Source organism: Micromonospora sp. WMMA1998 (genome assembly GCF_027497375.1).
Classification (GTDB): domain Bacteria; phylum Actinomycetota; class Actinomycetes; order Mycobacteriales; family Micromonosporaceae; genus Micromonospora; species Micromonospora sediminicola.
The window spans coordinates 5672747-5699037 of the sequence record NZ_CP114911.1; the positions used below are offsets into that span (position 1 = coordinate 5672747).

The following is a 26291-nucleotide window of genomic DNA, read 5'->3' on the forward strand; positions in this document are numbered from 1 at the left end:
CGGAGTGAGGAGTGCAGTGGCAGGAAAGGCCCGCGTACACGAGCTTGCCAAGGAGCTCGGGGTCGAAAGTAAGACCGTTCTCGCCAAACTCAAGGAGATGGGCGAGTTCGTCAAGTCCGCGTCCAGCACCGTCGAGGCGCCCGTCGCCCGGCGGCTGCGGAGCGCGTTCGTAGCCGGTTCGTCGGCGCCAGCCGGCCCGCCGGCTGCCGCGCCCAGTGGCCCGGCCCCGACCCCGACGCCCACCCCGACCCCGGGCGCTCCCCGGGTCTCGGCCCGGCCGATGCCGCCTCGGCGTCCGGCCGCGCCGGCTCCAGGACCGAAGCCCAAGGGCCCGGTCCCCGGCCCGCCGCAGCCGGCGACCCCGGTCGCCAAGCCGGCGAGCGCGCACGACATCGAAGTGGCGGCCGCCGAAGCGCGTGCCGCCGCGCTGAAGGCTGAGCAGGAGGCCGCGGTCAAGGCCGCGCAGGCCGCCCGCCAGCAGCAGCGTGAGACCGTTCGCCGGGAGCCTCCGGCCGAGGGCGGTCCCCGCCCCGGTCCGCGTCCCGGCCCGAACGCCATGCCGCCGCGTCCGGGTTCCCCGGCCGCCGGTCGGCCCGGCGGCCCGGGCCAGGGCCCGGGTGCCCGGCCCGGTGGTCGTCCGCCGGCGCGGGGCGCCGGTAACAACCCGTTCGGCATCCAGGGTGGCCAGCAGCAGCGGCCGCCGGCCGCGGGTGCGGGCGGTCCCCGTCCCAGCCCGGCCGGGATGCCGCCGCGGCCCAGCCCGGCGTCCATGCCGCCGCGGCCCAGCCCGGCGTCCATGCCGAGTCAGCGCCCGACCACGGGTCGCCCCGGCGGCCCCGGTGGCGGTCGTGGCGGTCCCGGTGGCGGCGCGGGTCGTCCCGGTGGCGGCGGCGGTGGTTACCGCGGCGGTCCCGGTGGCGGCGGCGGTGGCGGTGGCTACCGCGGCGGTCCCGGTGGCGGCGGCGGTGGCGGTGGCTACCGCGGTGGCCCCGGTGGCGGTGGCGGCGCACCCGGTGGTGGTTTCCGTCCGCCGGCCGGCGGCGGTGGCCGTCCGGGTGGCGGCGGTCGCGGCCGTGGCGGCGGCGCCGCGGGTGCCTTCGGGCGTCCGGGTGGTCGGCCGACCCGTGGTCGCAAGTCCAAGAAGCAGCGCAGACAGGAGTTCGACAACCTGTCGGCCCCGACCATGTCCTCGGGCGCTCCCCGTGGCCAGGGTCAGGTCGTCCGGCTGTCCCGTGGCGCCTCGCTGTCGGACTTCGCCGACAAGATCAACGCCAACCCGGGCTCGCTGGTCCAGGAGATGTTCAACCTGGGCGAGATGGTGACCGCGACGCAGTCGTGTTCGGACGAGACCCTGCTGCTGCTGGGTGAGCACCTCGGCTTCGACGTGCAGATCGTCAGCCCGGAGGACGAGGACCGCGAGCTGCTCGCGCAGTTCAACATCGACCTCGACGCCGAGGTCGCGGCGGACCGCCTGGTCAGCCGTGCGCCGGTGGTGACCGTCATGGGTCACGTCGACCACGGTAAGACCAAGCTGCTCGACGCGATCCGCAAGGCGAACGTGGTGGCCGGCGAGGCGGGTGGCATCACCCAGCACATCGGCGCCTACCAGGTGCACGTCCCGCACGAGGGCGAGGACCGCGCGGTGACCTTCATCGACACCCCGGGTCACGAGGCGTTCACCGCCATGCGTGCCCGTGGTGCGCAGGTCACCGACATCGTGATCCTCGTGGTCGCGGCGGACGACGGCGTGATGCCGCAGACCATCGAGGCGCTCAACCACGCCAAGGCGGCGGACGTGCCGATCGTGGTCGCGGTCAACAAGGTCGACAAGCCCGAGGCGAACCCGGACAAGGTCCGCCAGCAGCTGACCGAGTACGGCCTGGTCGCCGAGGAGTACGGCGGCGACACGATGTTCGTCAACGTGGCCGCGAAGCCCGGTACCGGCATCGAGGAGCTGCTGGAGGCCGTCCTGCTGACCGCCGACGCGTCGCTGGAGCTGACCGCTCCGATCGACGGGCCGGCGCAGGGTGTCGCCATCGAGGCGCACCTGGACAAGGGCCGCGGCGCGGTGGCGACCGTGCTCGTGCAGAAGGGCACCCTGCGTGCCGGCGACTCCATCGTCGCCGGTGGGGCGCACGGCCGGGTCCGGGCCATGCTGGACGAGAACGGCAAGCCGGTCGACGAGGCCGGGCCGGCGCGTCCGGTCATGGTGCTCGGTCTGACCACGGTGCCGGGTGCGGGTGACACCTTCCTGGCCGCCGAGGACGACCGCACCGTTCGGCAGATCGCCGAGCAGCGGCAGGCGCGGCGGCGGGCGGCATCGTTCGCCAACTCCCGTGGCCGGGCCACTCTCGAGACGCTCATGGAGCAGCTCAAGGAGGGCGAGAAGACCTCGCTCAACCTGGTGCTCAAGGGCGACGGCTCCGGTTCCGTGGAGGCACTCGAGGACGCGCTGTTCAACCTCGACATCCCCGAGGAGGTCCAGCTCCGGATCATCCACCGGGGCGTGGGCGCGATCACCGAGAGCGACGTCATGCTCGCGAGCGCCTCGAACGAGGCGGTCACGATCATCGGCTTCAACGTGCGGGCCGCCAACAAGGTCCGCGAGATCGCCGACCGCGAGGGCGTGGAGATCCGGTACTACACGGTCATCTACCAGGCCATCGAGGAGATCGACGCCGCGCTCAAGGGTCTGCTCAAGCCGGAGTACGAGGAGGTCGAGCTGGGCACCGCGGAGATCCGCGACGTCTTCCGCTCGTCCAAGATCGGCAACATCTCCGGCTGTATCGTCCGGTCCGGTCTCATCCGCCGCAACGCCAAGGCGCGGCTGCTGCGGGACGGGGCGGTCGTGGCGGACAACCTCACGATCAGCTCCTTGAAGCGGTTCAAGGACGACGCGACCGAGGTCCGCGAAGGCTTCGAGTGTGGTCTGACGCTGGGCGGTTACAACAACGTCCAGGTCGGCGACATCATCGAGACCTTCGAGATGCGGGAGAAGCCGCGCGCCTGAGCGGTGTGACATGACGACGGCCGGGGCCTTGGGGCCCCGGCCGTCGCCGTTTCCGCAGGCTGGAACAATCTCCGGCGTGCCCAGGTACGCGCTGCTGCTCGCCCCGTCCGCCAACCGCGTCTACGCCGACGCCGCCGGCCGGCTGGCCCGCGCCGAACTGGAGATCTTCGCCGGCTCCGGGATGCTCGACGCGGCCCCCGTCGACGCCGCGGCGGAGCGGATCGGCGGGGTGGAGTACCTGACCTTCGCCGCCCCCGAGCCCGGGCTCGGCGCCCGGGACCTGGCCCACCTGGCGAACCTGTCGGCGGCGTACGCGCTCTTCGAACGGGTCGGCGACGACCTGCTCCGGCCGGTGCCGCTGCACCCGCTGGCGCACTACGACTCCGACCTGATCACCATCCAGAAGTACGCCGGCAAGACCAACGAGCAGTTCACCCGGCTGCTGCTCAACGTCACGCTGCTCGCCTCGGCCGCCGCGCCCCGGATGCTCGACGGCGGACTGGTGGTGCTGGACCCGCTGTGCGGCCGCGGCACCACGCTCAACCAGGCGCTCATGTACGGCCACGACGGCATCGGGGTCGAACGCGACAGTCAGGACGTGGAGGCGTACACGGCGTTCCTGCGCACCTGGTTGCGGCGCAAGCGGCTCAAGCACACGGCGGAGACCACGTCGGTGCGCCGGGACCGCAAGCTGGTCGCCCGCCGCTTCGAAGCGGTGCTCGCCCCGTCCCGGGACGCGCACCGGGCCGGCGTCACCCAGCGGGTCGTCGTGCTCAACACCGACACCACCCGGGCCCGCGAGGTGCTCCGCCCCCGCTGCGCCGACGTGATCGTGACCGACGCGCCGTACGGGGTGGCGCACGGCAGCCGTACCGGACAGGAGTTGTCCCGCAGCCCGCTGGAACTGCTCAGCGCCGCCGTACCGGTCTGGCGGGAGCTGCTGCGGCCGGGCGGCGCGGTGGGGTTGTCCTGGAACACCCACGTGGCGCCGCGCGCGGCGGCGGAGGCGGTGCTGACCGACGCCGGTCTGCGGGTGGTCGACGGGCCCGGCTGGCGGGACCTCGCCCACCGGGTCGACCAGGCGATCGAGCGGGACGTGCTGGTGGCGGCCGCCCCTTAATCGCGTGCCGGGCGGTGCCCGCCCGCGTACCGTTGCTCGCCGTGTATACCGGAACCGCGCTGTTCGACCTGTTGCTCCCGGGCGACTCCCGCTCACTGAAGGCCAAGCGGTCCTACGTCCGGCCGATCGTCGCCGCGCTGCGCAAGTTCGAGGTCTCCGCCGCCGAGGTGGGCGCGCTCGACCTGCACGGCCGGGCCGAGATCGGGGTGGCCGTGGTGGCCGCCGAGCCGGCCCACGTCCGCGAGGTGCTCGACTCCTGCGAGCGGCTGGTCGCCGCCCGCCCGGAGACCGAGCTGCTGTCGGTACGCCGCCGCCTGCACGGCGCGGACGACTGACGCCGTCGGCGCGTCGCGCGGCAGCCCGGCCGTGCCGCGCGACGCCCGACCGGACGCGGGTAATGTTCTTCGACGTTGGGCGGTCGGACCCGGCGGCGCCCGGCGTCGTCCGTCTCCGGCCGACGGCTCCCGATCACGGCACGGCGCCGACGCGCCGGGCCAGGGGTCGGAGCCGGTGAACCGTGATCGTGGAGGTGGGGACATGTCGGATCCGGCCAAGGTACGCCGGCACGCGGAGCGCATCCGTGAACTGGTCGCGTCGCTGGTGCGGAGCCAGATCAAGGACCCCCGGCTCGGCATGATCACGATCACCGACGCCCGGATCACCGCCGACCTGCGCGACGCCACCGTCTTCTACACCGTGCTCGGTGACGCGGCGGCCCAGGCGAGCACCGCCGCCGCGCTGGAGAGCGCCAAGGGCATGCTGCGCAGCACCGTCGGCAAGGCCCTCGGGCTGCGACACTCGCCGACGCTGACCTTCGTCCTCGACGACGTGCAGGACCAGGTCAAGCACATCGACGACCTGCTCACGGCCGCGCGCAACGCCGACGCCGAGGTGCAGCGGCTGGCCGCCACGTCCTCCTACGCCGGCGAGGCCCAGCCGTACCGGGTCGAGGACGAGGACGAGGACTCGCCGGCCGGGGACGCCGCGGCCGGGGACGACGAACCGCGCGGCGGCGACCGCCGGTGACCGGGGCCGGCCCTGGTCCCACCGACGCCGAGTGGGCGGCCGCCGTCGAGGCGGTACGCGGGCTTCCCGCCGACGCGCGGGTGCTCCTGATCTGCCACGTCAACCCGGACGGGGACGCGCTCGGCAGCATGCTCGGCTTCGGGCTGGGGCTGCGCCGGCTCGGCGTACGCCACCTCCAGGCGACCTTCCCCGGCCCGCCCGGCGTCCCCGAGCCGTTCCGTTGGCTGCCCGGCGTCGACCTGCTGGTGCCGCAGGACGACGCGTACCCGGATCCGGACCTGGTGATCTGCTTCGACGCGGCCGGTGACTCCCGGCTGGGCGACCTGGTCGACCGGCTGGGCCGGGCGGGCACGTCGCTGGTGCTGGACCACCACGCCTCGAACACCGGGTTCGGCCGGATCAACCTGGTCGACCCGCAGGCCGCGGCCACCTCCGTGGTCGCGCTGGGCCTGCTGGACCGGCTCGGCGTTGCGCTGGACGCGGAGATGGCGACCGGCCTCTACGTGGCGCTGACCACCGACACCGGCTCGTTCCGCTTCGAGGCGACCACCCCGGCGGTGCACGAGATGGCCGCCCGCCTGCTCGCCACCGGCATCCGCCCCGGCGACATCTCCCGGCGGATCTTCGACACCCGCCCGTTCGGCGCCGTCCGGCTCTTCGGCGAGGTACTCGGCCGGGCCACGCTGGAACCCGCGGCCGCCGCCGGGCACGGCCTGGTCTGGACGTACGCGACCCACGACGACCTGGCCCGCCACGACCAGCCGGCGTACGTGCTGGAGGCGCTGATCGACTCGGTGCGCTGCACCGCCGAGGCGGACGTGAGCTGCGTGGTCAAGCAGTCCGGCGACGCCGAGTGGGCGGTCTCGCTGCGCAGCAAGGGCGCGGTGGACGTGAGCCGGGTGGCGGTGGCGCTCGGCGGCGGCGGGCACCGGTTCGCGGCCGGCTTCACCGGTCGGGGCCCGCTCGACGAGGTGGTCGGGGACATCCGCGCCGCGCTCGGCGCCGAGGTGCTCACCCCGCACTCCTGACCGGTTCGCCTCCCGCCCGCTTCCCCGACACCGCCGTTTCCCGAGGTAGCGGGGTCGTCGCCGGTCAAGCCCCGTGCTTCCTGGGGTGGTGTCTCCGGGGTCGGGATACACCCATGGTGTTCCACCGACGGGGTTGGTGGGCGGTGAGTGGAACGTGGTGGGTGTCTGAGGAGCCGGGATACACCCATGGTGTTCCACTGACGGGGTTGGCACACGCTGGGTGGAACGTCATGGGTGTCTGCAGGGTCGGGATGCGCCCATCGCGGGTCGGGTGTCCGGTTCGGTGGTGGTGGGCGGCACCCTGGGCGCGGAATCGGCGGCGGGTCGGCGGCGTTGTAGACGGGTGAACGACCGAGCAGGCGACCCCCCGAGCCGCCCCGCCCCCGGCGGGGAATGACGGCAGGCCGCCGGTCGTTACACATCATCCCGGCGCCGCGTGCGGGCCCCCGCCCCGCGAGCCTGCCGGACAACCCCGGCCCCCGTGAGCTGGCCCCCGGCCCCGCGAGCGTGCCGGATCCCCCTCAAGACATTGTTGTGCGCCTGACGGTGCCCACACCCCCCGGTGTGTTGACCCCCGAATGGAGCCCCCTGATGAACACGATCCTGCGTAAGAGCATCCTGGGTATCGCTGGTCTGGCCTTCACCGGTGGCGTGTTCGCCGGTCCGGTCGCCGCCCACGCCGACACCCCCGCCCACGCCGCTGGTAAGCCCGTCGCGGTCGCCTCCGTGCAGGGTGAGCAGTCGAGCATCACGCTGAACGACGAGCAGACCGCCAACGCGAAGGCGATCATCGCCGCGACGAAGAAGGCCGGTCTGCCGGAGCGGGCCGCGGTGATCTCGATCGCCACCGCCCTGCAGGAGTCGAAGCTGGAGAACCTCGGGCACCTCGGCGACCGCAATGACCACGACTCGCTGGGCCTGTTCCAGCAGCGCCCGTCCAGCGGTTGGGGCACGCCGGAGCAGATCACCGACCCCGAGTACTCCACCCTGGCCTTCCTCAAGGGTCTGAAGCAGGTCGACGGCTGGGACAAGATGCCCCTGACCGACGCCGCCCAGACCGTGCAGGTCTCCGCCTACCCCGACGCGTACGCGCAGTGGGAGAAGCAGGCCACCGACATCGTGGCCGAGCACTGGACCAAGTAACACCAGCGAAGGCCGGCGCCCCCGACAGGGTGCCGGCCTTCGTGGTATTCGACGGAATCACGAGGCGTGCCGGTCTTCCCGCGTTACGTCACGCTGGGGACAATCGGGTGATGGATCATCCCCGCGAGCTCACCGTCGATGCGCCCCGGGTCTGGGACCGGCCGGTCGTGTCCGTACCGGTGCTGATCTGCCTCTCCCTGGTCGGGGGTCAACTGCCGTCGTTCTCGACCGCGGCGAACCTCTACATCCTCGGTACGGGCGGGGGGTTGATCTGGGTCGGGCTGAACAACCGGGTGCCGAGGCGTCCGGCCCCACGTCGGCTGCCGTCCGGCGCGCTGTGGTGGCTGCTGCCGGTCACCGTCTTCGGCGTCTTCGAGGGGGCGACGTTCGTGCTGTCCGTGGGCGACGACTTCCCGACGTTCTCCCGCCTGGCCGACCCGCTGCTGGAGGATCATCTGGCTCGCTCGGCCGCCTGGTTCGCCTGGCTGGCCGCGTTCTGGGGACTGGTCCGCCGATGATGCGCGCACTGGCGATCGGCGGCTTCCTGGCCGCGCTGCTGCTGTTCGCGGCTGTCGAGTGGGCCGCCCGCCGGGAAGGTTCCCGGATCCCGTCGCTGGCCGACGTCTGCGCCTTCGTCATGCGCTACGAGGTGGGCCCGGTGCCGGTCGGCCGGATCGGCCTGTTCGGCTTCTGGTGGTGGCTCGGCTGGCACTTCCTGGCCCGCTGACGGTGTCCGCATTGCGGGAACAGTGGGCAACATCTGGAAAGTGAACGTTAATTTGGGTGAGGGCCGGCGCTTCGCGGCGCTGGTCACGGGCGGTGGTGCCGCACCCGGCATCGCCTCTCTCCAGGGTCAGACCGACCCGGGCTCACGCTGCCAGGCGAGCCGCTCCGGTGATCCCGGACCGCTGCCGGCGCTCAGCAGGCCGACGACTCACGGTCGTGGCGCGACGGTCGTCGCGTCCCCCGGAGCGCCGGACGCCCGTAGGGCCGCCGTGTCTCGGTGGTCCGCACCCTGGAAGGACTCGATTCCATGCCCAGCAAGCGCAAGCCGCAGCCCGAGACCACCACCGACGAGACGCGCGAGCAGATGCGCCGCGCGCTGCAGACCTCGATGGACACCCGTCAGTGACGCAGGCCGTCCGGCGGTGACGTCGGCCGTTCCAGGCGTCCGGGCCGATCGCCCGGGCCGAGGCCGACGTCACCGCCGTACGCGAGCGGAGTAGCCGGGCCGCGACGGCGCCGGACCGGTCACCGCACCCCGCACGGCGGCGCTACCGTCTTGCCGGTGCGCCGCATCCTCGTCGTCGGCAGCTCCGGAGCCGGCAAGAGCACGCTCGCCGGTGAGCTGGCCCGGCGTCTCGACCTGCCCCTGATCCACCTCGACCGGCATTACTGGCGGCCCGGCTGGACCGCGCCGGACCCGGTCGAGTTCCGTGCCGAGGTGGCCGCACTGGCCGCCCGCCCCGCCTGGGTGATGGACGGCAACTACGCGGGCACCCTCGACCTCCGGCTGCCCCGCGCCGACGTCCTGATGCTCTGCGACCCCTCCCGCATCCTCTGCCTGACCCGGGTGCTGCGCCGCCGCTGGCTCCACCGCGCCATGCCCGGTGCCGCCCGCCCGGGCCGTGCCGCTTCCGACCTCGCCGGGCCGGGTCGTGCCGCGTCCCGCCCCGATCTTCCCGACGGCTGCCCGGAGCGGATCGACCTCGACCTCCTGCGCCACGTCTGGCGCTATCCCCGTGACTCCCGCCCCCGGGTGCTGGCGGCCGTCGCCGCGTACGCGCCCACGATCCCGGTGCACCGGCTGCGCCACGCGCGCGACGTCGCGCGTTTCCTGGACCGTCTGACGTAAGCAGTACGCGCCCTTGCGTACCTTACCGAGCGCGTGCCAGGATCGGCGGCGATGAGCACCACCGCCGCCCTCGCCACCGCCGCCTCACCCCGGCGGATCGCCGCCCTCGCGCTGCCCGCCCTGGTGGTGCTGGCCGCCGAGCCGCTCTATGTCCTGGTCGACACCGCCGTGGTGGGCCACCTGGGCCGGGTGCCGCTCGCCGCGCTCGCCGTGGGCGGCACCGTGATGACCCTGACCGCCTGGATCGGCACGGTCGTCGCGTACGGCACGACGGGTCGCTCGGCCCGCCGCTTCGGGGCGGGGGACCGGGCCGCCGCGGTCGCCGAGGGCGTCCAGGCGTCCTGGCTCGCGCTCGCCACCGGAGTGCTGGTGGCGCTCGCCATCGGCATCGGCGGCGGCGCGCTGGCGCGTACCCTCGTCGGCGGCCCCGGCGAGGTGGCCGACGCCGCCGCCGGGTGGTTGCGGATCGCGGCGCTCGGCGCCCCGGGCCTGCTGCTCGCCGCCGCCGGCAACGGGTGGCTGCGCGGCATCCAGGACACCCGCCGCCCGCTGCTGTTCGTGCTCGGCCCGAACCTGCTCTCCGCGCTGCTCTGCCCGCTGCTCGTCTATCCGGCCGGGCTCGGACTGGTCGGCTCGGCGGTGGCGAACGCGATCGCGCAGACGCTCTCCGGGGTCCTGTTCGCCGCGGCGCTGGTGCGTGAGCGGGTCTCCCTGCGCCCCCGACCCCGGGTGATCGGGCAGCAGCTCGTGCTCAGCCGGGACCTGCTGGTGCGGGGCGTCGCGTTCCAGGCCAGCTTCCTGTCCGCGACCGCGGTCGCGGCTCGCTTCGGCGCCGCCGCGGTCGGCGCGCACCAGATCGCCGTACAACTCTGGTTCTTCACCGCGCTGGTGCTGGACGCGCTGGCGATCGCCGCGCAGGCGCTGGTCGGCGCCGCGCTCGGCGCCGGCGACGCGGCCGGCGCCCGGTTCCTCGCCCGACGCGTCGCCCTGCTCGGCGGGCTGTGCGGCGTGGCGTTCGCGGTGCTGATCGCCGCCGGCGCCGGCCTGGTGCCGTCGTGGTTCAGCTCCGATCCCCAGGTACGCGAGCAGGCCATGGTGGCCTGGCCCTGGTTCGTCGCGCTCCAGCCCATCGGCGGCGTGGTGTTCGCCCTCGACGGGGTGCTGATCGGCGCCGGCGACGTGCGCTACCTGCGCAACCTCACCATCGTGGCCGCGCTGGGCGGATTCCTGCCGGCGATCTGGCTCGCCTACGGTCTCGACCTGGGGCTGGGCGGGATCTGGGCCGGACTGACGCTGTTCGTGGTGCTGCGGCTGGTCGCGCTGCTGCTGCGGATGCGCTCGGGCGCCTGGGCGGTGGTCGGCGCGGTCCGCTGACCGCTCGTCAGCAGGAGACCGGCAGCTCGATCGGGTGCTCCGGGTCGTAGAGCGTGTCGGGGTCCTCGGGAAACGGGGTGCCGTCCGGGTCGGCGCCGCCGGGGCGGATCAGCCCGAGCTTGACGGCGTCGCAGTCCACGCCCCACCCGTAGCTCGACATCCGGTGCAGCCAGAGCCCTCGGTCCGCCCGCGCCACGTCGCCGTCGCGCGGTAGCCGCCAGACGATCTCGTCGTGCAGCAGGACCACCGAGTGACCGGACCGCGAGCCGGGGTCGCGGAACCCGTAGACCCAGACGACGTTGCTGGTGACCTCCAGCATCCGTACCCCGTCGGCCTGCCGGACCGCCCGGTAGGTGAGCCGGCCCCTGGTCCGCGGCTGGTCCGGGGTGAGCCGGGCGTCCGGGGCCAGCCGGGTCGCGTACGTGCCGATCGTCTCGGTCGACCAGTCCTTGCGCACCGACTCGCGGGCGGCCGGGGCGAAGTGGCGCAGCAGCGGGGTCGGGCTGCCGCCGGTCATGAACGCGCGGTCCAGGCGGGCGGTCAGCATCGCGGCGCGGACCCGGTTGAGCCCGGCGGCCACCTCGGCGGCGGTGAGGCCGCCGGTCGGACGGGCCGGGGGCAGCACGATCCCGGCCGCCCCCGCAGGCCAGTGCGCCGCCGGGGTGTCGGCGAAGACGTCCGGTGGCGTCGTCGGTCGCGCCGTGGCCGGAGCGCCGGTGGCCGCCAGGGACGGCACGGACGCCGGGCGCCGGAGCTGCCGGTAGCCGTACCCGGCGGCGCCGGCGGTCGCGGCGAGCAGCAGCACCACGCCGAGCGCCGCCGCCAGCCGGCGGGCTCGCCGCCGGCACCAGATCCGCAGGCGCACGACGAGACTCGGCCGGATCTCCCGCTCCAACCGGTCCAGCCAGTCGGGGTGGCCGTCCCGCTCGGATCCCGGCGGGCTCAGCACTGTTCCGCGACCTTGAGCGAGCGGTCCAGGTCGTACGCGGCGTCCGGGTGCTCCCCGTCGCCGGAGCCGCCGTAGCTCGGCGTGATCTCCAACTCCAGCAGTCCCTTGTTCAGGCTGGTGCACTCCACGTTCGTCGCGTAGGACTCCGCGTCCTGCATCCACAGGCCGCGGGAGGCGGTGATGACGTCGCCCGGGTGGGGCACCTGCCAGACCACGGTGTCGTGCACCAGGATGACCTCGGGGTCGGCCAGGGTGCGCACGCTCTGGACGGCGTAGACCCAGACGAAGTTGGTGGTGACCTCCAGCACCCGGATGCCGTCGGCGTCCCGCGTGGCGCGGTACGAGATCCGCCCCCGCACGCGGGGCTGGTCGGTCGTCAACCGGGTGCTCGGCCCGAACCGGGTGGCGTAGTTGGCGGCGCCGCCACTGGCGAAGTCGGCCCGGATCGTGGCGCGGTCGTCCGGGGCGAACTGTCGCACCAGCCGCTCCGGGTCCTTCGCGGTGAAGAATGCGCGGTCCAGCCGGCCGGTGACCAGCGCCTTGCGGACCTTGGCCAGTGCGTCGGTCACCTGCTTCTCGGTGAACGCGCCGGTCCGCCGGGCGCGTGGCAGGGCGATGCCGGCCGCGCCCTCGGCGAAGTCGGCGGCGGGGGTGCCGTCGAACGGCCCGGCGGCCGGCGGGGGCGACGCCGAGCTGACCGCCTGCTCGCCGCTCGGCGGGCTGACCGTGGGGTACGCCACCGGGACCTCGCGCCAGCGCTGGAGTCCCTGGTAGCCGGCCGCCGCGACCGAGCCCGCGCAGACCAGCAGGAGCAGCGCGGCCGCGCCGCCGAGCAGCTTCGCGGAGTGCCGACTCAGGCCGATCCGCCACCGGTCGGCCCGGCCCGGCGCGACCTCCGGGGTGGGCTGGCGCAGCCATTCCGGAACCGGGCCGAGCGGTTGCGTCGGCGGGCGGTCGGCGGGGTGGGGGTCGGGGGCGGAACGGGGATCGGTCATCGGGCTTCCCGGGCAGGCGCGGCGGAGGGCGGCTGATCTTGACACCCCGGGTGAGCCGGGCGGTATCCCCCGCGGGGCCGATCACCGCCGTCTGGCAGGCTTGGCGGTCGTGAGCGCAGACGGTCTGATCGTGGTCGACAAGCCCGGCGGCATGACGTCGCACGACGTGGTGGCCCGCGTGCGGCGGCTGGCCCGCACCCGCCGGGTGGGCCACGGCGGCACGCTGGACCCGATGGCCACCGGCGTGCTGGTGATCGGGGTGGGCCGGGCGACCCGGCTGCTCACCTACGTGATCGGCGCCGGCAAGAGCTACACCGCGACGATCCGGCTGGGGCAGTCCACGGTCACCGACGACGCCGAGGGCGAGGTGGTCGCGAGCACGCCGGCCGGCGCGGTCACCGACGAGGCGGTACGCGCCGCGCTGGCCGTGCTCACCGGCGAGATCGACCAGGTGCCCAGCGCGGTCAGCGCCATCAAGATCGACGGGCAGCGGGCGTACAAGCGGGTCCGCGACGGGGAGACCGTCGAGCTGCCCGCCCGCCGGGTAACCGTCTCCCGGCTGGACGTGCTGGCGATCCGCCGGGACATTCCGGACGTGGTGGACGTGGACGTCGACGTGACCTGCTCGTCCGGGACGTACATCCGGGCCCTGGCCCGCGACGCGGGTGTGGCGCTCGGGGTCGGCGGGCACCTCACCGCGCTGCGCCGCACCTCGGTCGGCGCGTTCACGCTGGCCGAGGCGGCCACGCTCGACCAGCTGGAGGAGCGCGCCCCGGAGGTGGTGAACCTGTCGCTGGACGCCGCGGCCGACCGGTACTTCCCGCGCCGGGACGCCACCGCCGAGGAGGCCCGGGTGCTCTCCCACGGCGGGCCGCTGGACCCGGTGGGGATCGCCGGGCCGTACGCGGTCTTCGACCCGGCCGGCGGGCTGATCGCTATCGTCAGCGAGCGGGACGGACGGGCCCGCGCGGAGATCGTGCTGGCCCCGGCCTGACGGCGCGCGGGCGGACAGGGGAGGAGCGGCATGCAGCGGTGGCGGGGGTACGAGGCGGCGCCCGGTGGCTGGGGGCGCTCGGTGGTCACCATCGGCGTCTTCGACGGCGTGCACAAGGGGCACCAGGCCACCATCGGTCACGCCGTGGCGCGCGCCCGCGAGCTGGGCGTCAAGTCGGTGGTGGTGACGTTCGACCCGCACCCGGCCGAGGTGGTCCGCCCCGGCTCGCACCCGGCGGTGCTCACCGAGCCGGCCCGCAAGGCGGAGCTGATCGAGGCGCTCGGCGCGGACGTGCTCTGCGTGGTGCCGTTCACCCCGGAGTTCTCCCGGCTGCCGGCCGAGGCGTTCGTGCACGACATCCTGGTCGAGCACCTGCACGCCGCGCTGGTGGTGGTCGGCGACAACTTCCGCTTCGGGCACCGGGCGGCCGGCGACGTGGCCCTGCTGGAGCGGTTGGGCCGCACCTTCGGCTTCGCGGTGGAGGGGGCGCCGCTGGTGGCCGAGGCGGGCACGGTCTTCTCCTCCACGTACATCCGGTCCTGCGTCGACGCGGGCGACGTGCGCGCGGCGGCGGCGGCGCTCGGCCGTCCGCACCGGGTCGAGGGCGTGGTGGTCCGCGGCGACCAGCGCGGACGTGAGCTGGGTTACCCGACGGCCAACATGCTGACCCACCGGTACGCGGCGGTGCCCGCCGACGGGGTGTACGCGGCCCGGCTGGTGCGTCGCGGCGGCGACCCGCTCGCGGCGGCGGTCTCGATCGGCACGAACCCGACGTTCTCCGGGCGGGAACGCCGGGTCGAGGCGTACGCGCTGGACTTCAGCGGCGACCTGTACGGCGAGCGGCTGGCCCTGGACTTCGTGGCGCACCTGCGCGAGCAACGGACGTACGACGCGATCGAGCCGTTGGTCGCCCAGATCGCCGAGGACGTGGAGCGGACCCGCCGGGCGGTGTCCTGACCCGCGCGGCGGACCTTGACCGGCCGGCCCGGGTCGGGGCTGGTAGGGTGGGGAAGACGTCGGCTGACCGACGGGGGCCTCGCGTGCCTGCACGACGCCGCGGGTGCGAGGAACCGGGCCGTCGCACCGGTCACCACGACCGCTCCGACGGACCTCATCGAACGACCCACGAAACAGGGAGAACATGGCGCTCGACCAGGAAGCCAAGGCCAAGATCCGCCAGGAGTACGCGACCGCCGAGGGCGACACCGGTTCGCCGGAGGTGCAGGTCGCGGTCCTGACCAAGCGGATCGCGGAGCTGACCGAGCACCTGAAGGTGCACAAGCACGACCACCACAGCCGCCGCGGGCTGCTGCTGCTGGTCGGCCGGCGCCGTCGGCTGCTCAACTACGTCCAGAAGAAGGACATCAACCGCTACCGGTCGCTCATCGAGCGGCTCGGCCTGCGCCGATGACCTGACGGGGGAGTGGCCGCTCGGCCGCTCCCCCGTTCCGGTACCACCAGAAGAAACCGGCCGCGCGACGAACCGAGAGGGAGCCGGTCAGCACCGGTCTCCGGTAGTGGCCCCCGGGAGCCCCGGCACCAAGCCGGCCCACCCGGGCGCTTCGATCGAAGACCGGCCGCCTGAGCAGTTCCCGTGTCGTCGGCCGACGACGCGAAGGAGCACCACAGCACATGACCGAGACCAACCTCGGCACCGAATCCCGCACCGCCGTGATCGACAACGGGTCCTTCGGCACCCGCGAGATCACCTTCTCCACCGGCCGGCTGGCCCGGCAGGCCGCCGGCTCCGTCGTCGCCCAGCTCGGCGAGACGGTCGTCCTCTCCGCCACCACGGCGGGCAAGCAGCCGCGCGAGTCGTTCGACTTCTTCCCGCTGACCGTCGACGTCGAGGAGCGGATGTACGCCGCGGGCCGGATCCCCGGCTCGTTCTTCCGCCGCGAGGGCCGGCCCAGCGAGGACGCGATCCTCACCTGCCGCCTGATCGACCGGCCGCTGCGCCCCTCGTTCGTCAAGGGCCTGCGCAACGAGGTCCAGGTCGTCGAGACCGTGCTCGCGCTCGACCCGCAGCACCCGTACGACGTGGTGGCGATCAACGCCGCCTCGATGTCGACCAAGCTCTCCGGCCTGCCGTTCTCCGGCCCGATCGGCGCGACCCGGGTCGCGCACGTCGAGGGCCAGTGGGTCGCCTTCCCGACCCTGGAGGAGCTGGAGCGCGCCACCTTCGACATGGTCGTCGCCGGTCGCACCCTGCCCGACGGCGAGGTCGCGATCATGATGGTCGAGGCCGAGGCGACCCCGCACGCGGTGACCCTGATCTCGGGCGGCGCCACCGCTCCGACCGAGGAGATCGTGGCCAGCGGCCTGGAGGCCGCCAAGCCGGCGATCCGCGAGCTGTGCCGCGCGCAGAGCGAGCTGGCCGAGGTTGCCGCCAAGCCGGTCAGCGAGTTCCCGGTGTTCCTGGACTACCAGGACGACGTGTACGACGCGGTGGCCGACGTGGCCCGCGCCGACGTCACCGAGGCCCTGAAGATCGCCGGCAAGGCCGACCGCGAGGAGGCCCTGGACCGGATCAAGGCCAAGGTCGCCGAGGAGCTGACCGGTCGGTTCGAGGGCCGCGAGAAGGAGCTGTCCGCCGCGTTCCGCTCGCTGACCAAGTCCGAGGTCCGCAACCGGGTGCTGCGCGAGCAGGTCCGCATCGACGGCCGCGGCCCGCGCGACATCCGCCCGCTGACCGCCGAGGTCGGTGTGCTGCCGCGGGTGCACGGCTCGGCGCTGTTCGAGCGCGGCGAGACCCAGATCCTGGGCGTCACCACGCTGAACATGCTGCGCATGGAGCAGATGGTGGACACGCTGTCCCCCGAGAACCGCAAGCGCTACATGCACAACTACAACTTCCCGCCGTACTCGACCGGTGAGACCGGCCGGGTCGGCTCGCCGAAGCGGCGCGAGATCGGCCACGGCGCGCTGGCCGAGCGGGCGCTGATCCCGGTGCTGCCGTCGCGCGAGGAGTTCCCGTACGCCATCCGGCAGGTCTCCGAGGCGCTCGGCTCCAACGGCTCCACCTCGATGGGGTCGGTCTGCGCCTCGACGCTGGGCCTGCTCTCGGCCGGTGTGCCGCTGAAGGCGCCGGTCGCCGGCATCGCCATGGGCCTCATCTCCGACGAGGTCGACGGCAAGACCCAGTACGTGACGCTGACCGACATCCTCGGCGCCGAGGACGCGTTCGGTGACATGGACTTCAAGGTCGCCGGCACCCGCGACTTCGTCACCGCGCTGCAGCTCGACACCAAGCTCGACGGCATCCCGTCGGACGTGCTGGCCGCCGCGCTCCAGCAGGCGCACGAGGCCCGGCAGACCATCCTCGACGTGATGCAGCGGGCCATCGAGGCCCCGGCGGAGATGTCGGACTACGCGCCGCGCGTCACCACCGTCAAGATCCCGGTCGACAAGATCGGCATGGTGATCGGCCCGAAGGGCCAGACCATCAACGCGATCCAGGACGAGACCGGCGCCGAGATCTCGATCGAGGACGACGGCACCATCTACGTCGGCGCGACCAACGGGCCGTCGGCCCAGGCCGCGGTGGACCGGATCAACGGCATCGCCAACCCGACCCTGCCGAAGGTGGGGGAGCGGTTCCTCGGCACCGTGGTGAAGACGGCCGCGTTCGGCGCCTTCATCTCGCTCCTGCCCGGCCGCGACGGCCTGCTGCACATCTCCAAGGTGGGCGACGGCAAGCGGGTCGAGAAGGTCGAGGACTTCCTCAACGTCGGCGACAAGGTCGAGGTCGAGATCGCCGACATCGACGCGCGCGGCAAGATCTACCTGGACAAGATCCGTCCGGAGGGCGCCGAGGCGCCGGCCGCCGGTGAGGCCGCCGGCGGCGAGCGTCCGGCCGGCCGGGACCGTGGCGGCGACCGCGGCCCGCGTGACCGGGGCGACCGCGGTGGTGACCGGGGCGGCGAGCGCGGCGGTGACCGGGGCGGCGAGCGTCGCTCCGAGGGTGGCGAGGGCGGCGACCGTCCGCGTCGCCGGACCCGGCACAGCTGATCGACCGACCGGCCCGGGCGACGTGCGCGTCGCCCGGGCCGGCCCACGGCTCCAGGTCGCGTGCGCGGGCTGGAGCCGTCGTTCGTTCCCCACCCCTCGTGGTACGGAGAGCAGGTTCCCGTGAGTTCGTCTTCCCCTGCGCCGGGACGGGCGGTCACCCGCACCCTCAGCGACGACCCACTCGGCGGCACCGTCCGCCGTACCGTGCTGCCCAGCGGGCTGCGCGTGCTCACCGAGGCGATCCCGGCGATGCGCAGCGTCTCGTTCGGCATCTGGGTGGCGGTCGGCTCCCGGGACGAGACCGGGCCGCAGGCCGGCGCCGCGCACTTCCTGGAGCACCTGCTCTTCAAGGGCACCCGCAAGCGCACCGCGTTGGAGATCTCGTCCGAGATCGAGGCGGTGGGCGGCGAGACCAACGCCTTCACCACGAAGGAATACACCTGCTACTACGCCCGCGTGCTGGACGAGGACCTGCCGCTGGCCATCGACGTGATGTGCGACGCGGTGGCCGACTCGGTGCTGGCCGAGCCGGACGTGGAGACCGAGCGCGGGGTCATCCTCGAAGAGATCGCCATGCACGACGACGAGCCCGGCGACGAGGTGCACGACCTGTTCGCCCGCGCGATCTACGGTGACCACCCGCTCGGCCGGCTCATCTCCGGCACCGAGGACACGGTCACCCCGATGACCCGGCGGCAGATCCAGGGCTTCTACCGCAAGCGGTACACCCCGCCGCAGATCGTGATCGCCGCCGCCGGGAACCTCGACCACGCCGCCGTGGTCAAGCTGGTCCGGCAGGGGCTGCGCGACACGCCGCTGGACACCGACCCGGCCGCGCCGGCGCCGCACCGGTCGACCACCCCGGCGGTACGCACGAAGCCGGCCACCACGCTGGTCGAGCCGAAGGAGACCGAGCAGGCCCACGTCATCCTGGGCTGCCCCGCCATCGACCGCACCGACGACCGGCGCTTCGCGCTCGGCGTGCTCAACAACGTGCTCGGCGGCGGCATGTCCAGCCGGCTGTTCCAGGAGATCCGGGAGCAGCGCGGCCTGGCGTACTCGGTCTACTCCTACGCCAGCCAGTACGCCGACAGCGGCGTCTTCGCCGTCTACGCCGGCTGCGCGCCGGGCAAGGTGGACGAGGTGCTCGACCTGACCCGGGCCGAGCTGGCCCGGGTGGCCGCCGAGGGCATCACCGAGGCGGAACTGGCCCGGGGCAAGGGGATGAGCAAGGGCTCGTTCGTGCTCGGGCTGGAGGACACCGGCTCCCGGATGAGCCGGCTGGCCAAGGGCGAGCTGCTCTACGGCAACCTGATGCCGGTGGACGAGCTGCTGGCCCGGGTGGACGCGGTCACCCTGGCGGACGTGAACGAGCTCGCCGCCGAGCTGCTCGCCCGGCCGATGTCGCTGGCCGTGGTCGGCCCGTTCGACGAGGGCGCCTTCACGCGCTGACGGGCGCCCCGGTCCCTGCCGCGGACGGCGTCCGGCTGTCCGGGTCGGTCCGTCCCGCTGGTCGGTCCGCGGCGTGGGCGGCGTCCCGATTGGGATAGGTTGTGCCCCGTGACTGACGTGCGGGAGAAGGGCCCGGCCGAGGCGGCCCGGGTCGGCGTGCTGGGTGCCCGGGGCCGGATGGGCATGGAGGTCTGCAAGGCGGTCGACTCCGCCCCCGACCTGGACCTGGTCGTGGCCGTCGACCAGGGTGACGACCTGACCACGGTCGCGGACGCCGGGGCCGGGGTGGTCGTCGACTTCACCACCCCCGACGCGGTCATGGACAACCTGCGCTTCTGCGTCGAGCGCGGCATCCACGCCGTGGTCGGCACCACCGGCTTCACCGAGCAGCGCCTGGCGCAGGTGCGCGACTGGCTGTCCGACCGGCCCGGGGTGGGCGTGGTGATCGCCCCGAACTTCGGCATCGGCGCGGTCCTGATGATGCAGTTCGCGGCGCGCGCCGCCCGGCACTTCGAGTCGGTCGAGATCGTCGAGCAGCACCACCCGCGGAAGCTGGACGCGCCCAGCGGCACCGCCACCCACACCGCCCGGCTGATCGCGGCGGCCCGCGCCGAGGCCGGCCTCGGCCCGGCCCCGGACGCCACCCGCGACGAGGTGGCCGGGGCCCGCGGCGCCGACATCGACGGGGTACGCGTCCACGCGGTCCGCGCCACCGGCCTGGTCGCCCACCAGGAGGTGCTGTTCGGCACCACCGGGGAGACGCTGACCATCCGGCACGACTCGTACGACCGGGCCTCGTTCATGCCCGGGGTGCTGCTGGCCGTACGCGAGGTGGTCCGCCGGCCGGGCCTCACCGTCGGCCTGGACGCCCTGCTCGACTGATCGCAACGCCGCGTCGGTGTCGGCGCGGCCCGCAGGTGCGCAACGGCGGTCAAGCGGGGTCGCCCGCGGCGGGTGCAGGCTGAGCGCATGAACCGGAACGACGGACTCACCGGCCTCCTGGACGTCCTCCAGGCCGCGCTCGACGATCCGGCGGCGAGCCCGGCCGGCCTGGCCGCCCGGGCCCACCTGTCCCGGTTCCACTTCGACCGGTTGGTCGCCGCGGCCGTCGGGGAACCGCCGGGCGCGCTGCGCCGCCGGCTGCTCCTGGAACGCGCGGCGCACCGACTCACCACCAGCGGCCGGACCGTCCTCGACATCGCCGTCGAGGCCGGGTACGGCTCGCACGAGGCGTTCACCCGCGCCTTCCAGCGGTCGTACGGCCTCGCCCCGACCGCCGTCCGGCGGCGCCCGCCGCTGACCTTCCGCGAGCTGGAGCTGCCCTGCCCCAGCGGCGTCCACTTCCAACCGCCCGGCGGCCTGCGGCTGCCGGCGGCACGTCAGGAGACCCCGATGAACGTGCTCCAACACCTGGTCGACCATCACGTCGAGACCCTCACCGCGATCATCGACCGCGCGGGTGGCCTCGACGAGCAGGTGCTCGACCGGCCCGTCACCGTGTCCGTGGAGACCATCGACGAGCAGCCGACGCTCCGCTCGCTGATCAACGCGATGGTCACCCAGGAGGAGCACTGGCTCTCGGCGCTGCGCGGCGGCGAGTGGCCCGACGAGAGCGACCGGTCGATGACCGGGCTGGCCGCCCGACACGCGGTGGCCGGCCGTGACTGGCGGGACTTCGTCGCCCGGACGCTGGCCGCCGGCACGCTGGCGGACACCTTCGTCGACACCACCTGCACGCCCCCGACCACCCACACGCTGGGCGGCACCATCGGTCACGTGATCACCTTCGCCGCGGTACGCCGCACCCTGGCCATCGGCGCCCTGCTCAGCGCCGGCGTCACGGATCTGGGCGCGGGAGACCCGCGACCGTACCTCGACCGCGCCGCACTCGCCCCGACCGACTGACCGTCCCGACCCGGCGCCGGTGGGTCGACCGTCCGGCGCGGGGTGGTCGGGTCGACGGTCCTGCCCGGGTTTGGTGGCGGTCGACGGTGACGGTCCCGGGCCGGTCCCCGGCCCGCCGGCCGGGGGCGATGTCGGCGAAACCGATGGCCGGTGGGTGGGACCGACCCTAGGCTGACCACCATGATCGACTTTGGCGAGCACGACCGGCTCGGCCGCCGGGTGACCCTGCGGCCGGTGGACGACGACAACTGGCGGGCGGTGGCGGACGTGGCGCCCCGCGACGACCAGCGCGCCTTCGTGGCGGCGCTGGCCGCCCGCTACCTGCTGCTCACCATGCGCTCGGACGTGTGGACCTCACTGGCCGTGTACGCCGACGACACCGTCGTGGGGCACGTCATGTGGGGCGTGGACGACGACGGCTCGCGGTGGATCGGCGGCATGGTGATCGACGCCGCCGAGCAGGGCCGGGGCCTGGGCCGCGCCACGGTGCGGACGCTCACGGCCTGGTTGGCCGAGGCCGGCCAGCCGATCCGTCTCAGCTACCACCCGGAGAACGCGGCCGCCGCCGCCCTCTACCGCTCCCTGGGCTTCCACCCCACCGGCGCCATGGAGGACGACGAACTGGTGGCCGAACTCCCCACCCCCCGACCTCCGGCCTGACCCGCCTTCCCCGCACCCAACTGTTGATCAAGGGGTTTGCGTCAGATCCGGGCCTTCTCCCGACACAAACCCCTTGGTCAACACCGTCGCCCGAGGGCTCAGCGGTGTTGACCATGAGGTTGACGGCAGGGGTGGAGATCGAATCTGCCGCCAACTTCATGATCGACGGGCGGAGGGCCGGGGGGGTGGGGTGGGGGTCAGGGGCGGGGGAGGGGGGTTTCGGCGGGGGGGCGGGGGGTGGGGATGTGCAGGGTGGTGGGGAGGTCGGTCAGGGTGGGGTGGCCGGTGTGGTCGACCGAGACCGTGACCGGGGAGCCGGCGATGCGCAGGCCGGCCGCGCTCAGCGCGCCCAGCTCGGGGCCGGCCAACGGGCGCAGGTCGACGCGGCCGTTCGGCACGTCCGGGTAGACGCCCAGGCCGGCCTGGAGCAGCAGCACGGCCGCCGCCGCCGACCAGGCCTGCGGACGGCAGGCCGCCGGGTACGGCACGGGTCGACCGAGGGCCGACCGGTCGTCCCCGCCGTACAGCTCGGGGAGGCGGTAGTCGAACGCCTCGGCGGCGGCGAGCAGCCCGTCGGCGAGGCGCAGCGCGGCGGCCTGGTGCCCGGCGCGGGCCAGCCCGGCGAGCACGATGGCGGTGTCGTGGGCCCAGATCGACCCGCAGTGGTAGGACAGCGGGCTGAACCCGGCGTCGTCGGTGGACATGGTGCGCAGGCCGAAGCCGCCGGCCAGCGCCTCGGTGGAGAGCAGCGCCGCGACCTGCGTCGACTCGGCGTCCGACAGCAGGCCGGTGCCGAGCAGGTGCCCGATGTTGCTGGTCAGTGAGTCCACCGGGCGCTTGTCCCGGTCCAGCGCCAGTGCCGGCTGGGGGCCGTGGCGGCCGTCCACCCAGAACGCGGCGCGGAACCGCTCGGCGAGCCGGTCGGCGTAGGCGCGCCAGCGGTCCGCGCCCGGGCGGCCGAACGCGTCCAGCAGGTCGGCGCCGTTCGTCGCGGCCTGGTGCGCGTACCCCTGCACCTCGGCCAGCACGATCGGCGGCGCGGCGAGCCGGGCGTCCCGGAAGCGCACCGCGTCGCCGGAGTCCTTCCAGCCCTGGTTGGCCAGGCCGTGGCCGGTGGTGTCGATGTACTCGACGAAGCCGTCGCCGTCGGCGTCGGCGTGCTCGTCGAGCCAGCGCAGCGCCGCCTCCAGGTGCGGCAGCAGCGGCTCGACCTGGTCGGCGGGCAGGCCCCAGCGCCAGGCGTCGTGCAGCAGCCCGACCCAGAGCATGGTCGCGTCGACGGTGCCGTAGTAGGCGGGCGGCAGCCGCATCCCGTTGTCGAAGGACAGCTCGTGGCGGCGCAGCTCGTGCAGAATCTTGCCGGGCTGCTCGCCGGTGACCGGGTCGACCCGGGTGCCCTGCCGTCGGGCCAGCACCCGCAGCGTGCCGGCGGCCAGGTCGGTGCCGAGCGGCAGCATCATCCGGGCGGCCCAGAGGCTGTCCCGGCCGAACAGGGTGAGGAACCAGGGCACGCCGGCGCCGAGGAAGACGTCCTCCGGGTGCGCCGGCTCGGCCAGCCGCAGCCCGCGCAGGTCGGCCAGGGACCGGTCGAGCAGCCGCAGCAGGCGGCGGTCGTCGGCGTCGACCCGTGGCTCGGCCCAGCTCCCGCCGGCGGGCGCGGCGGTCACCACGGCCCGTGGGTCGGCGACGTCGAGCCGCCAGCGCAGCGTGACCGAGGTGCCCGGGTCGACGGTGACCGGCCAGCTCAGGCGCGGCCCGACGGCCCGTTCGCCGGAGGCGTCGACGACGGCGTCCTCGCCGGTCACGGTCACGGTGAGGCCGTCGGCGGCCCACTGCACCCGGCCCGGCTCACCGGCCTTGGCCTCCAGCGGCTGACCGGCGTGGCCGGCCTTGACCTGTTCGACCGGGGCGAGGTCGCAGGCCAGGTCGACGGTGACCGTGGTGCGCACCGGTTCGGCGGCGGTGGACGTCACGACGATCTCCTCGGTCAGGCCGCGCGCGCCGGCCTGCCGGGTGCGCTCGACCCGGACGGTGGGATCGGGGGTGGGGTCGCCGAGCCAGCGGGCCAGGCCGACGAAGCGGGCGCCGTGCGGGCCGACCGCGCCGCGGCCGATCGACTCCGGCTCGCGGTCGTCGAGGCGCAGCTCGGCGCGGGAGAGCACCCGGGCGTCGGCGTGGAAGACGCCCTGGACACCCTGCGGCCGGAGCTGACCGGCCGCGTCGCCGAGCGCGCTCGTGGGGGCGTGCACCACGCCGACCAGGTCGTGCAGCAGCGGTTGGAGGTGGCGTTCGGTCACGAGGGGACTCCTGGTGCTGATCGGTGGCGACGGACGTCTTGACAGATGACCGCGGCCGGTGCAAAGTGCGAAACATTCCAGAAACTTTGAACGTTCTAATCCTGCCCCATCGGGATTGGATCGTTCAAGGCGGCGAGAGGGATTTCGTGGGAGAAAAGGTAACCATCGCGACGGTGGCCCGGCACGCCCAGGTCAGCCGGCAGACCGTCTCCAACGTGCTCAACGCGCCGCACATCGTCCGCGAGGACACCCGGCAGCGGGTGCGCGAGGCGATCACCGCGCTCGGCTACCGGGCCAACCAGGCCGCCCGGCAGATGCGGACCGGCCGGTCCCGGCTCATCGCCGTCCGCATCGAACCCACCCGCGACGGCATCAACGGCTCGGTGCTCGACCGCTTCCTGCACGGCCTCACCGAGACCGCCGACGCCGGCGGCTACCGGGTCCTGCTCTACACCGCCCGCGACGACGACCAGGAGATCGCCACCTACGACGCCCTGCTCGGCGCGTACGACCTGGACGCGTTCGTGCTCACCGGCACCAAGCACGGCGACCCGCGTACCGCGTGGCTGGCCGAGCGCGAGGTGCCGTTCGTGACCTTCGGCCGGCCCTGGGACGCCCCGGACGCCCACCCCTGGGTCGACGTGGACGGCGCCGCCGGCACCGCCCAGGCCACCCGGCACCTGCTCACCGCCGGTCACCGCCGGATCGCCTTCCTCGGCTGGCCCGCCGGCTCCGGGGTCGGCGACGACCGGCGCGCCGGCTGGCGTACCACGATGGCGGAGGTCGGCCTGGACGGCGCGGCGGTGGACCGCGCCACCGAGGACGGCATCGCCGAGGGGGCGCGCGAGTTGCGCGCGTTGCTCGCCCTCGACGCGCCGCCGACCGCGGTGGTCTGCGCCAGCGACTCGCTGGCGCTCGGCGCGTGGCAGGCCGCGCGCGAGACGGCGACCGACGTCGCCGTCGTCGGTTTCGACGACACCCCGGTGGCCGCCGCGGTCGGGCTGAGCAGCGTCAGCCAGCCGCTCGGTGAGGCCGCCGCCCGCTGCGTCGAGCTGCTCACCGGGCTGCTCGACGGGCAGCAGCGCGACCCCCAGCTGCTGCTGAGTCCCTCGCTGGTGCTCCGGCACACGGCGTGATCCCATCCCCCACCAGGAGAATCAGATGACACCTCGCACGATCACCCGGGCCGCGCTGGCGGGCGTCGCCGCCGTCGCGCTGCTCGGCTCCGCCGCCTGCGGCAGCGGCTTCGACGACTCGGCCGACGACACCAAGCAGTCCAGCGGCCCGGCCAGCCTCCAGATCCTGATCGGCTCCTCGGGCGACGCCGAGACCAAGGCCGTGCAGGACGCCGCCGCGAAGTGGGCCGGCTCCTCCGGCAACACCGCCACCGTCACCCCGGCCCAGGACCTCACCCAGCAGCTCGGTCAGGCGCTGGCCGGGGGCACCCCGCCGGACGTCTTCTACGTCGACGCGACCCGGTTCGCCGACTTCGCCAGCGTCGGGGCGCTCGAGCCGTACGGCGACAAGGTGAGCAACACCGACGACTTCTACGAGAGCCTGCGCACCGCGTTCACCTACGACGGCAAGCTCTACTGCGCGCCGAAGGACTTCTCCACCCTGGCGCTCCAGATCAACACCGACCTGTGGACCAAGGCCGGGCTGACCGACGCGGACGTGCCGACGACCTGGGACCAGCTCACCGCCGTCAGCCAGAAGATCAAGGCGAAGGGCCAGGTGGCGCTCGCGCTCGGCGACACCCGGGACCGCATCGGCGCGTTCCTGGTGCAGAACGGCGGCTGGTTGATGAGCGCCGACGGCAAGCAGCCGACCGCGGACACCCCGGAGAACCTCCAGGCCCTCCAGTACGTCAAGTCGCTGCTCACCAACGGCTACGCGAAGTTCCCCAAGCAGCTCGACTCCGGCTGGTCCGGTGAGGCGTTCGGCAAGGGCAAGGCCGTGATGACCATCGAGGGCAACTGGATCAAGGGCGCCCTGCAGAACGACTTCCCGAACGTGAAGTACAAGGTCGTCCCGCTGCCGGCCGGTCCCAAGGGCCAGGGCACGCTCTCCTTCACCCAGTGCTGGGGCATCGCCGCCAAGTCCAAGTACAAGGAGCAGGCGATCAAGTTCGTCGAGGCGATGACCGCCGGCGACCAGCAGATGGCGTTCGCCAAGGCGTTCGGCGTGATGCCGTCCCGCCAGTCCGTCAGCGGCCAGTACACCAGCGCCTTCCCGGCCGACAAGCCGTTCATCGACGGCGTCGCGTACGCCCAGGGCCCGGTGAACGCGCCGAAGATGGACAGCGTGCTGCGTGACCTGGAGGCCGGCCTGCAGGGCCTGGCCACCGGCGACCCGAAGACCATCCTGGCCAACTTTGACAAGAACGCCAAGGCGGCGCTCGGCGGCTGAGGTGTAAGGAGGGGCCCCTTGTTAACAGACGGGTGTTAAGAGGGGGCCCTTCCTTTCACCTCC

The 26291-nt window shown here is 73.8% G+C and carries 23 protein-coding genes; 20 read left to right on the top strand and 3 right to left on the bottom strand.

Going from position 1 to position 26291, the window contains the following annotated elements:
• The first annotated feature begins 16 nt into the window (after positions 1-16).
• The 10 genes from infB (at position 17) to O7600_RS26465 (ending at position 10556) form a co-directional block, all read left to right on the top strand.
• Entirely contained in the window at positions 17-3010 is a 2994-nt protein-coding gene (infB, locus tag O7600_RS26420) for a translation initiation factor IF-2 (protein ID WP_281591128.1), read from the top strand.
• A 76-nt stretch (positions 3011-3086) separates the two neighbouring features.
• On the top strand, positions 3087-4130 hold the full coding sequence (locus O7600_RS26425) for an SAM-dependent methyltransferase (RefSeq protein WP_281591129.1): 1044 nt from the start codon (positions 3087-3089) through the stop codon (positions 4128-4130).
• A 41-nt stretch (positions 4131-4171) separates the two neighbouring features.
• Complete coding sequence (locus O7600_RS26430) at positions 4172-4465, top strand: DUF503 domain-containing protein (RefSeq protein WP_013284668.1); 294 nt, start codon at positions 4172-4174, stop codon at positions 4463-4465.
• 202 nt (positions 4466-4667) lie between these two features.
• Positions 4668-5156, top strand: coding sequence for a 30S ribosome-binding factor RbfA (rbfA, locus tag O7600_RS26435; protein WP_281591130.1), 489 nt, complete (start codon positions 4668-4670; stop codon positions 5154-5156).
• Entirely contained in the window at positions 5153-6184 is a 1032-nt protein-coding gene (locus O7600_RS26440) for a bifunctional oligoribonuclease/PAP phosphatase NrnA (RefSeq protein WP_281591131.1), read from the top strand. Before rbfA ends, O7600_RS26440 begins: the two co-directional genes overlap by 4 nt.
• Before the next feature lie 591 nt (positions 6185-6775).
• On the top strand, positions 6776-7327 hold the full coding sequence (locus tag O7600_RS26445; RefSeq protein WP_281591132.1) for a hypothetical protein: 552 nt from the start codon (positions 6776-6778) through the stop codon (positions 7325-7327).
• Between the two features lie 110 nt (positions 7328-7437).
• Entirely contained in the window at positions 7438-7845 is a 408-nt protein-coding gene (locus O7600_RS26450) for a hypothetical protein (RefSeq protein WP_091579953.1), read from the top strand.
• A complete protein-coding gene (locus O7600_RS26455; RefSeq protein ID WP_172968016.1) occupies positions 7845-8054 on the top strand; it encodes a DUF6186 family protein in 210 nt (69 codons plus the stop codon). Before O7600_RS26450 ends, O7600_RS26455 begins: the two co-directional genes overlap by 1 nt.
• Before the next feature lie 561 nt (positions 8055-8615).
• Positions 8616-9182 carry an adenylate kinase gene (locus O7600_RS26460; RefSeq protein ID WP_281591133.1) on the top strand — a complete coding sequence of 189 codons (567 nt, stop codon included), beginning with the start codon at positions 8616-8618 and terminating at the stop codon, positions 9180-9182.
• A gap of 51 nt (positions 9183-9233) precedes the next feature.
• Positions 9234-10556, top strand: coding sequence for an MATE family efflux transporter (locus O7600_RS26465; protein WP_281591134.1), 1323 nt, complete (start codon positions 9234-9236; stop codon positions 10554-10556).
• A 7-nt stretch (positions 10557-10563) separates the two neighbouring features.
• Here the strand turns inward: O7600_RS26465 and O7600_RS26470 are convergent, their stop codons facing one another.
• Both O7600_RS26470 and O7600_RS26475 read right to left on the bottom strand, forming a co-directional pair.
• Positions 10564-11505, bottom strand: a complete 942-nt coding sequence (locus O7600_RS26470) for a hypothetical protein (RefSeq protein ID WP_281591135.1) — start codon at positions 11503-11505, stop codon at positions 10564-10566.
• A complete protein-coding gene (locus O7600_RS26475; protein ID WP_281591136.1) occupies positions 11499-12500 on the bottom strand; it encodes a hypothetical protein in 1002 nt (333 codons plus the stop codon). The genes O7600_RS26470 and O7600_RS26475 overlap by 7 nt, the downstream gene beginning before the upstream one ends.
• Positions 12501-12609: 109 nt before the next feature.
• Here O7600_RS26475 and truB point away from each other — a divergent pair, with 109 nt between their 5' ends.
• From truB to O7600_RS26515, 8 genes are all read left to right on the top strand, one after another.
• Positions 12610-13494 (top strand): tRNA pseudouridine(55) synthase TruB, encoded by an 885-nt coding sequence (truB, locus tag O7600_RS26480; RefSeq protein ID WP_281591137.1) that lies wholly within the window; start codon positions 12610-12612, stop codon positions 13492-13494.
• A gap of 30 nt (positions 13495-13524) precedes the next feature.
• Complete coding sequence (locus O7600_RS26485) at positions 13525-14451, top strand: bifunctional riboflavin kinase/FAD synthetase (protein WP_281591138.1); 927 nt, start codon at positions 13525-13527, stop codon at positions 14449-14451.
• A 184-nt stretch (positions 14452-14635) separates the two neighbouring features.
• The gene (gene rpsO, locus O7600_RS26490; protein ID WP_013284678.1) at positions 14636-14905 is read left to right on the top strand and encodes a 30S ribosomal protein S15; all 270 of its coding nucleotides are present in this window, start codon (positions 14636-14638) and stop codon (positions 14903-14905) included.
• 221 nt (positions 14906-15126) lie between these two features.
• Positions 15127-17505, top strand: coding sequence for a polyribonucleotide nucleotidyltransferase (locus O7600_RS26495; protein ID WP_281591139.1), 2379 nt, complete (start codon positions 15127-15129; stop codon positions 17503-17505).
• 120 nt (positions 17506-17625) lie between these two features.
• On the top strand, positions 17626-18957 hold the full coding sequence (locus tag O7600_RS26500) for a pitrilysin family protein (RefSeq protein ID WP_281591140.1): 1332 nt from the start codon (positions 17626-17628) through the stop codon (positions 18955-18957).
• 108 nt (positions 18958-19065) lie between these two features.
• Positions 19066-19839 carry a 4-hydroxy-tetrahydrodipicolinate reductase gene (gene dapB, locus O7600_RS26505; protein WP_281591141.1) on the top strand — a complete coding sequence of 258 codons (774 nt, stop codon included), beginning with the start codon at positions 19066-19068 and terminating at the stop codon, positions 19837-19839.
• An 87-nt stretch (positions 19840-19926) separates the two neighbouring features.
• Entirely contained in the window at positions 19927-20862 is a 936-nt protein-coding gene (locus O7600_RS26510; RefSeq protein WP_281591142.1) for a helix-turn-helix domain-containing protein, read from the top strand.
• 180 nt (positions 20863-21042) lie between these two features.
• Positions 21043-21522, top strand: a complete 480-nt coding sequence (locus O7600_RS26515) for a GNAT family N-acetyltransferase (protein WP_281591143.1) — start codon at positions 21043-21045, stop codon at positions 21520-21522.
• A 197-nt stretch (positions 21523-21719) separates the two neighbouring features.
• Here the strand turns inward: O7600_RS26515 and O7600_RS26520 are convergent, their stop codons facing one another.
• Positions 21720-23819: a glycogen debranching N-terminal domain-containing protein gene (locus O7600_RS26520; RefSeq protein WP_281591144.1), complete on the bottom strand. Its 2100-nt coding sequence runs from the start codon at positions 23817-23819 to the stop codon at positions 21720-21722.
• 146 nt (positions 23820-23965) lie between these two features.
• Here O7600_RS26520 and O7600_RS26525 point away from each other — a divergent pair, with 146 nt between their 5' ends.
• Both O7600_RS26525 and O7600_RS26530 read left to right on the top strand, forming a co-directional pair.
• Positions 23966-24955: a LacI family DNA-binding transcriptional regulator gene (locus tag O7600_RS26525; protein WP_281591145.1), complete on the top strand. Its 990-nt coding sequence runs from the start codon at positions 23966-23968 to the stop codon at positions 24953-24955.
• Positions 24956-24980: 25 nt separating this feature from the next.
• Complete coding sequence (locus tag O7600_RS26530; RefSeq protein ID WP_281591146.1) at positions 24981-26228, top strand: extracellular solute-binding protein; 1248 nt, start codon at positions 24981-24983, stop codon at positions 26226-26228.
• Positions 26229-26291: the final 63 nt, after the last annotated feature.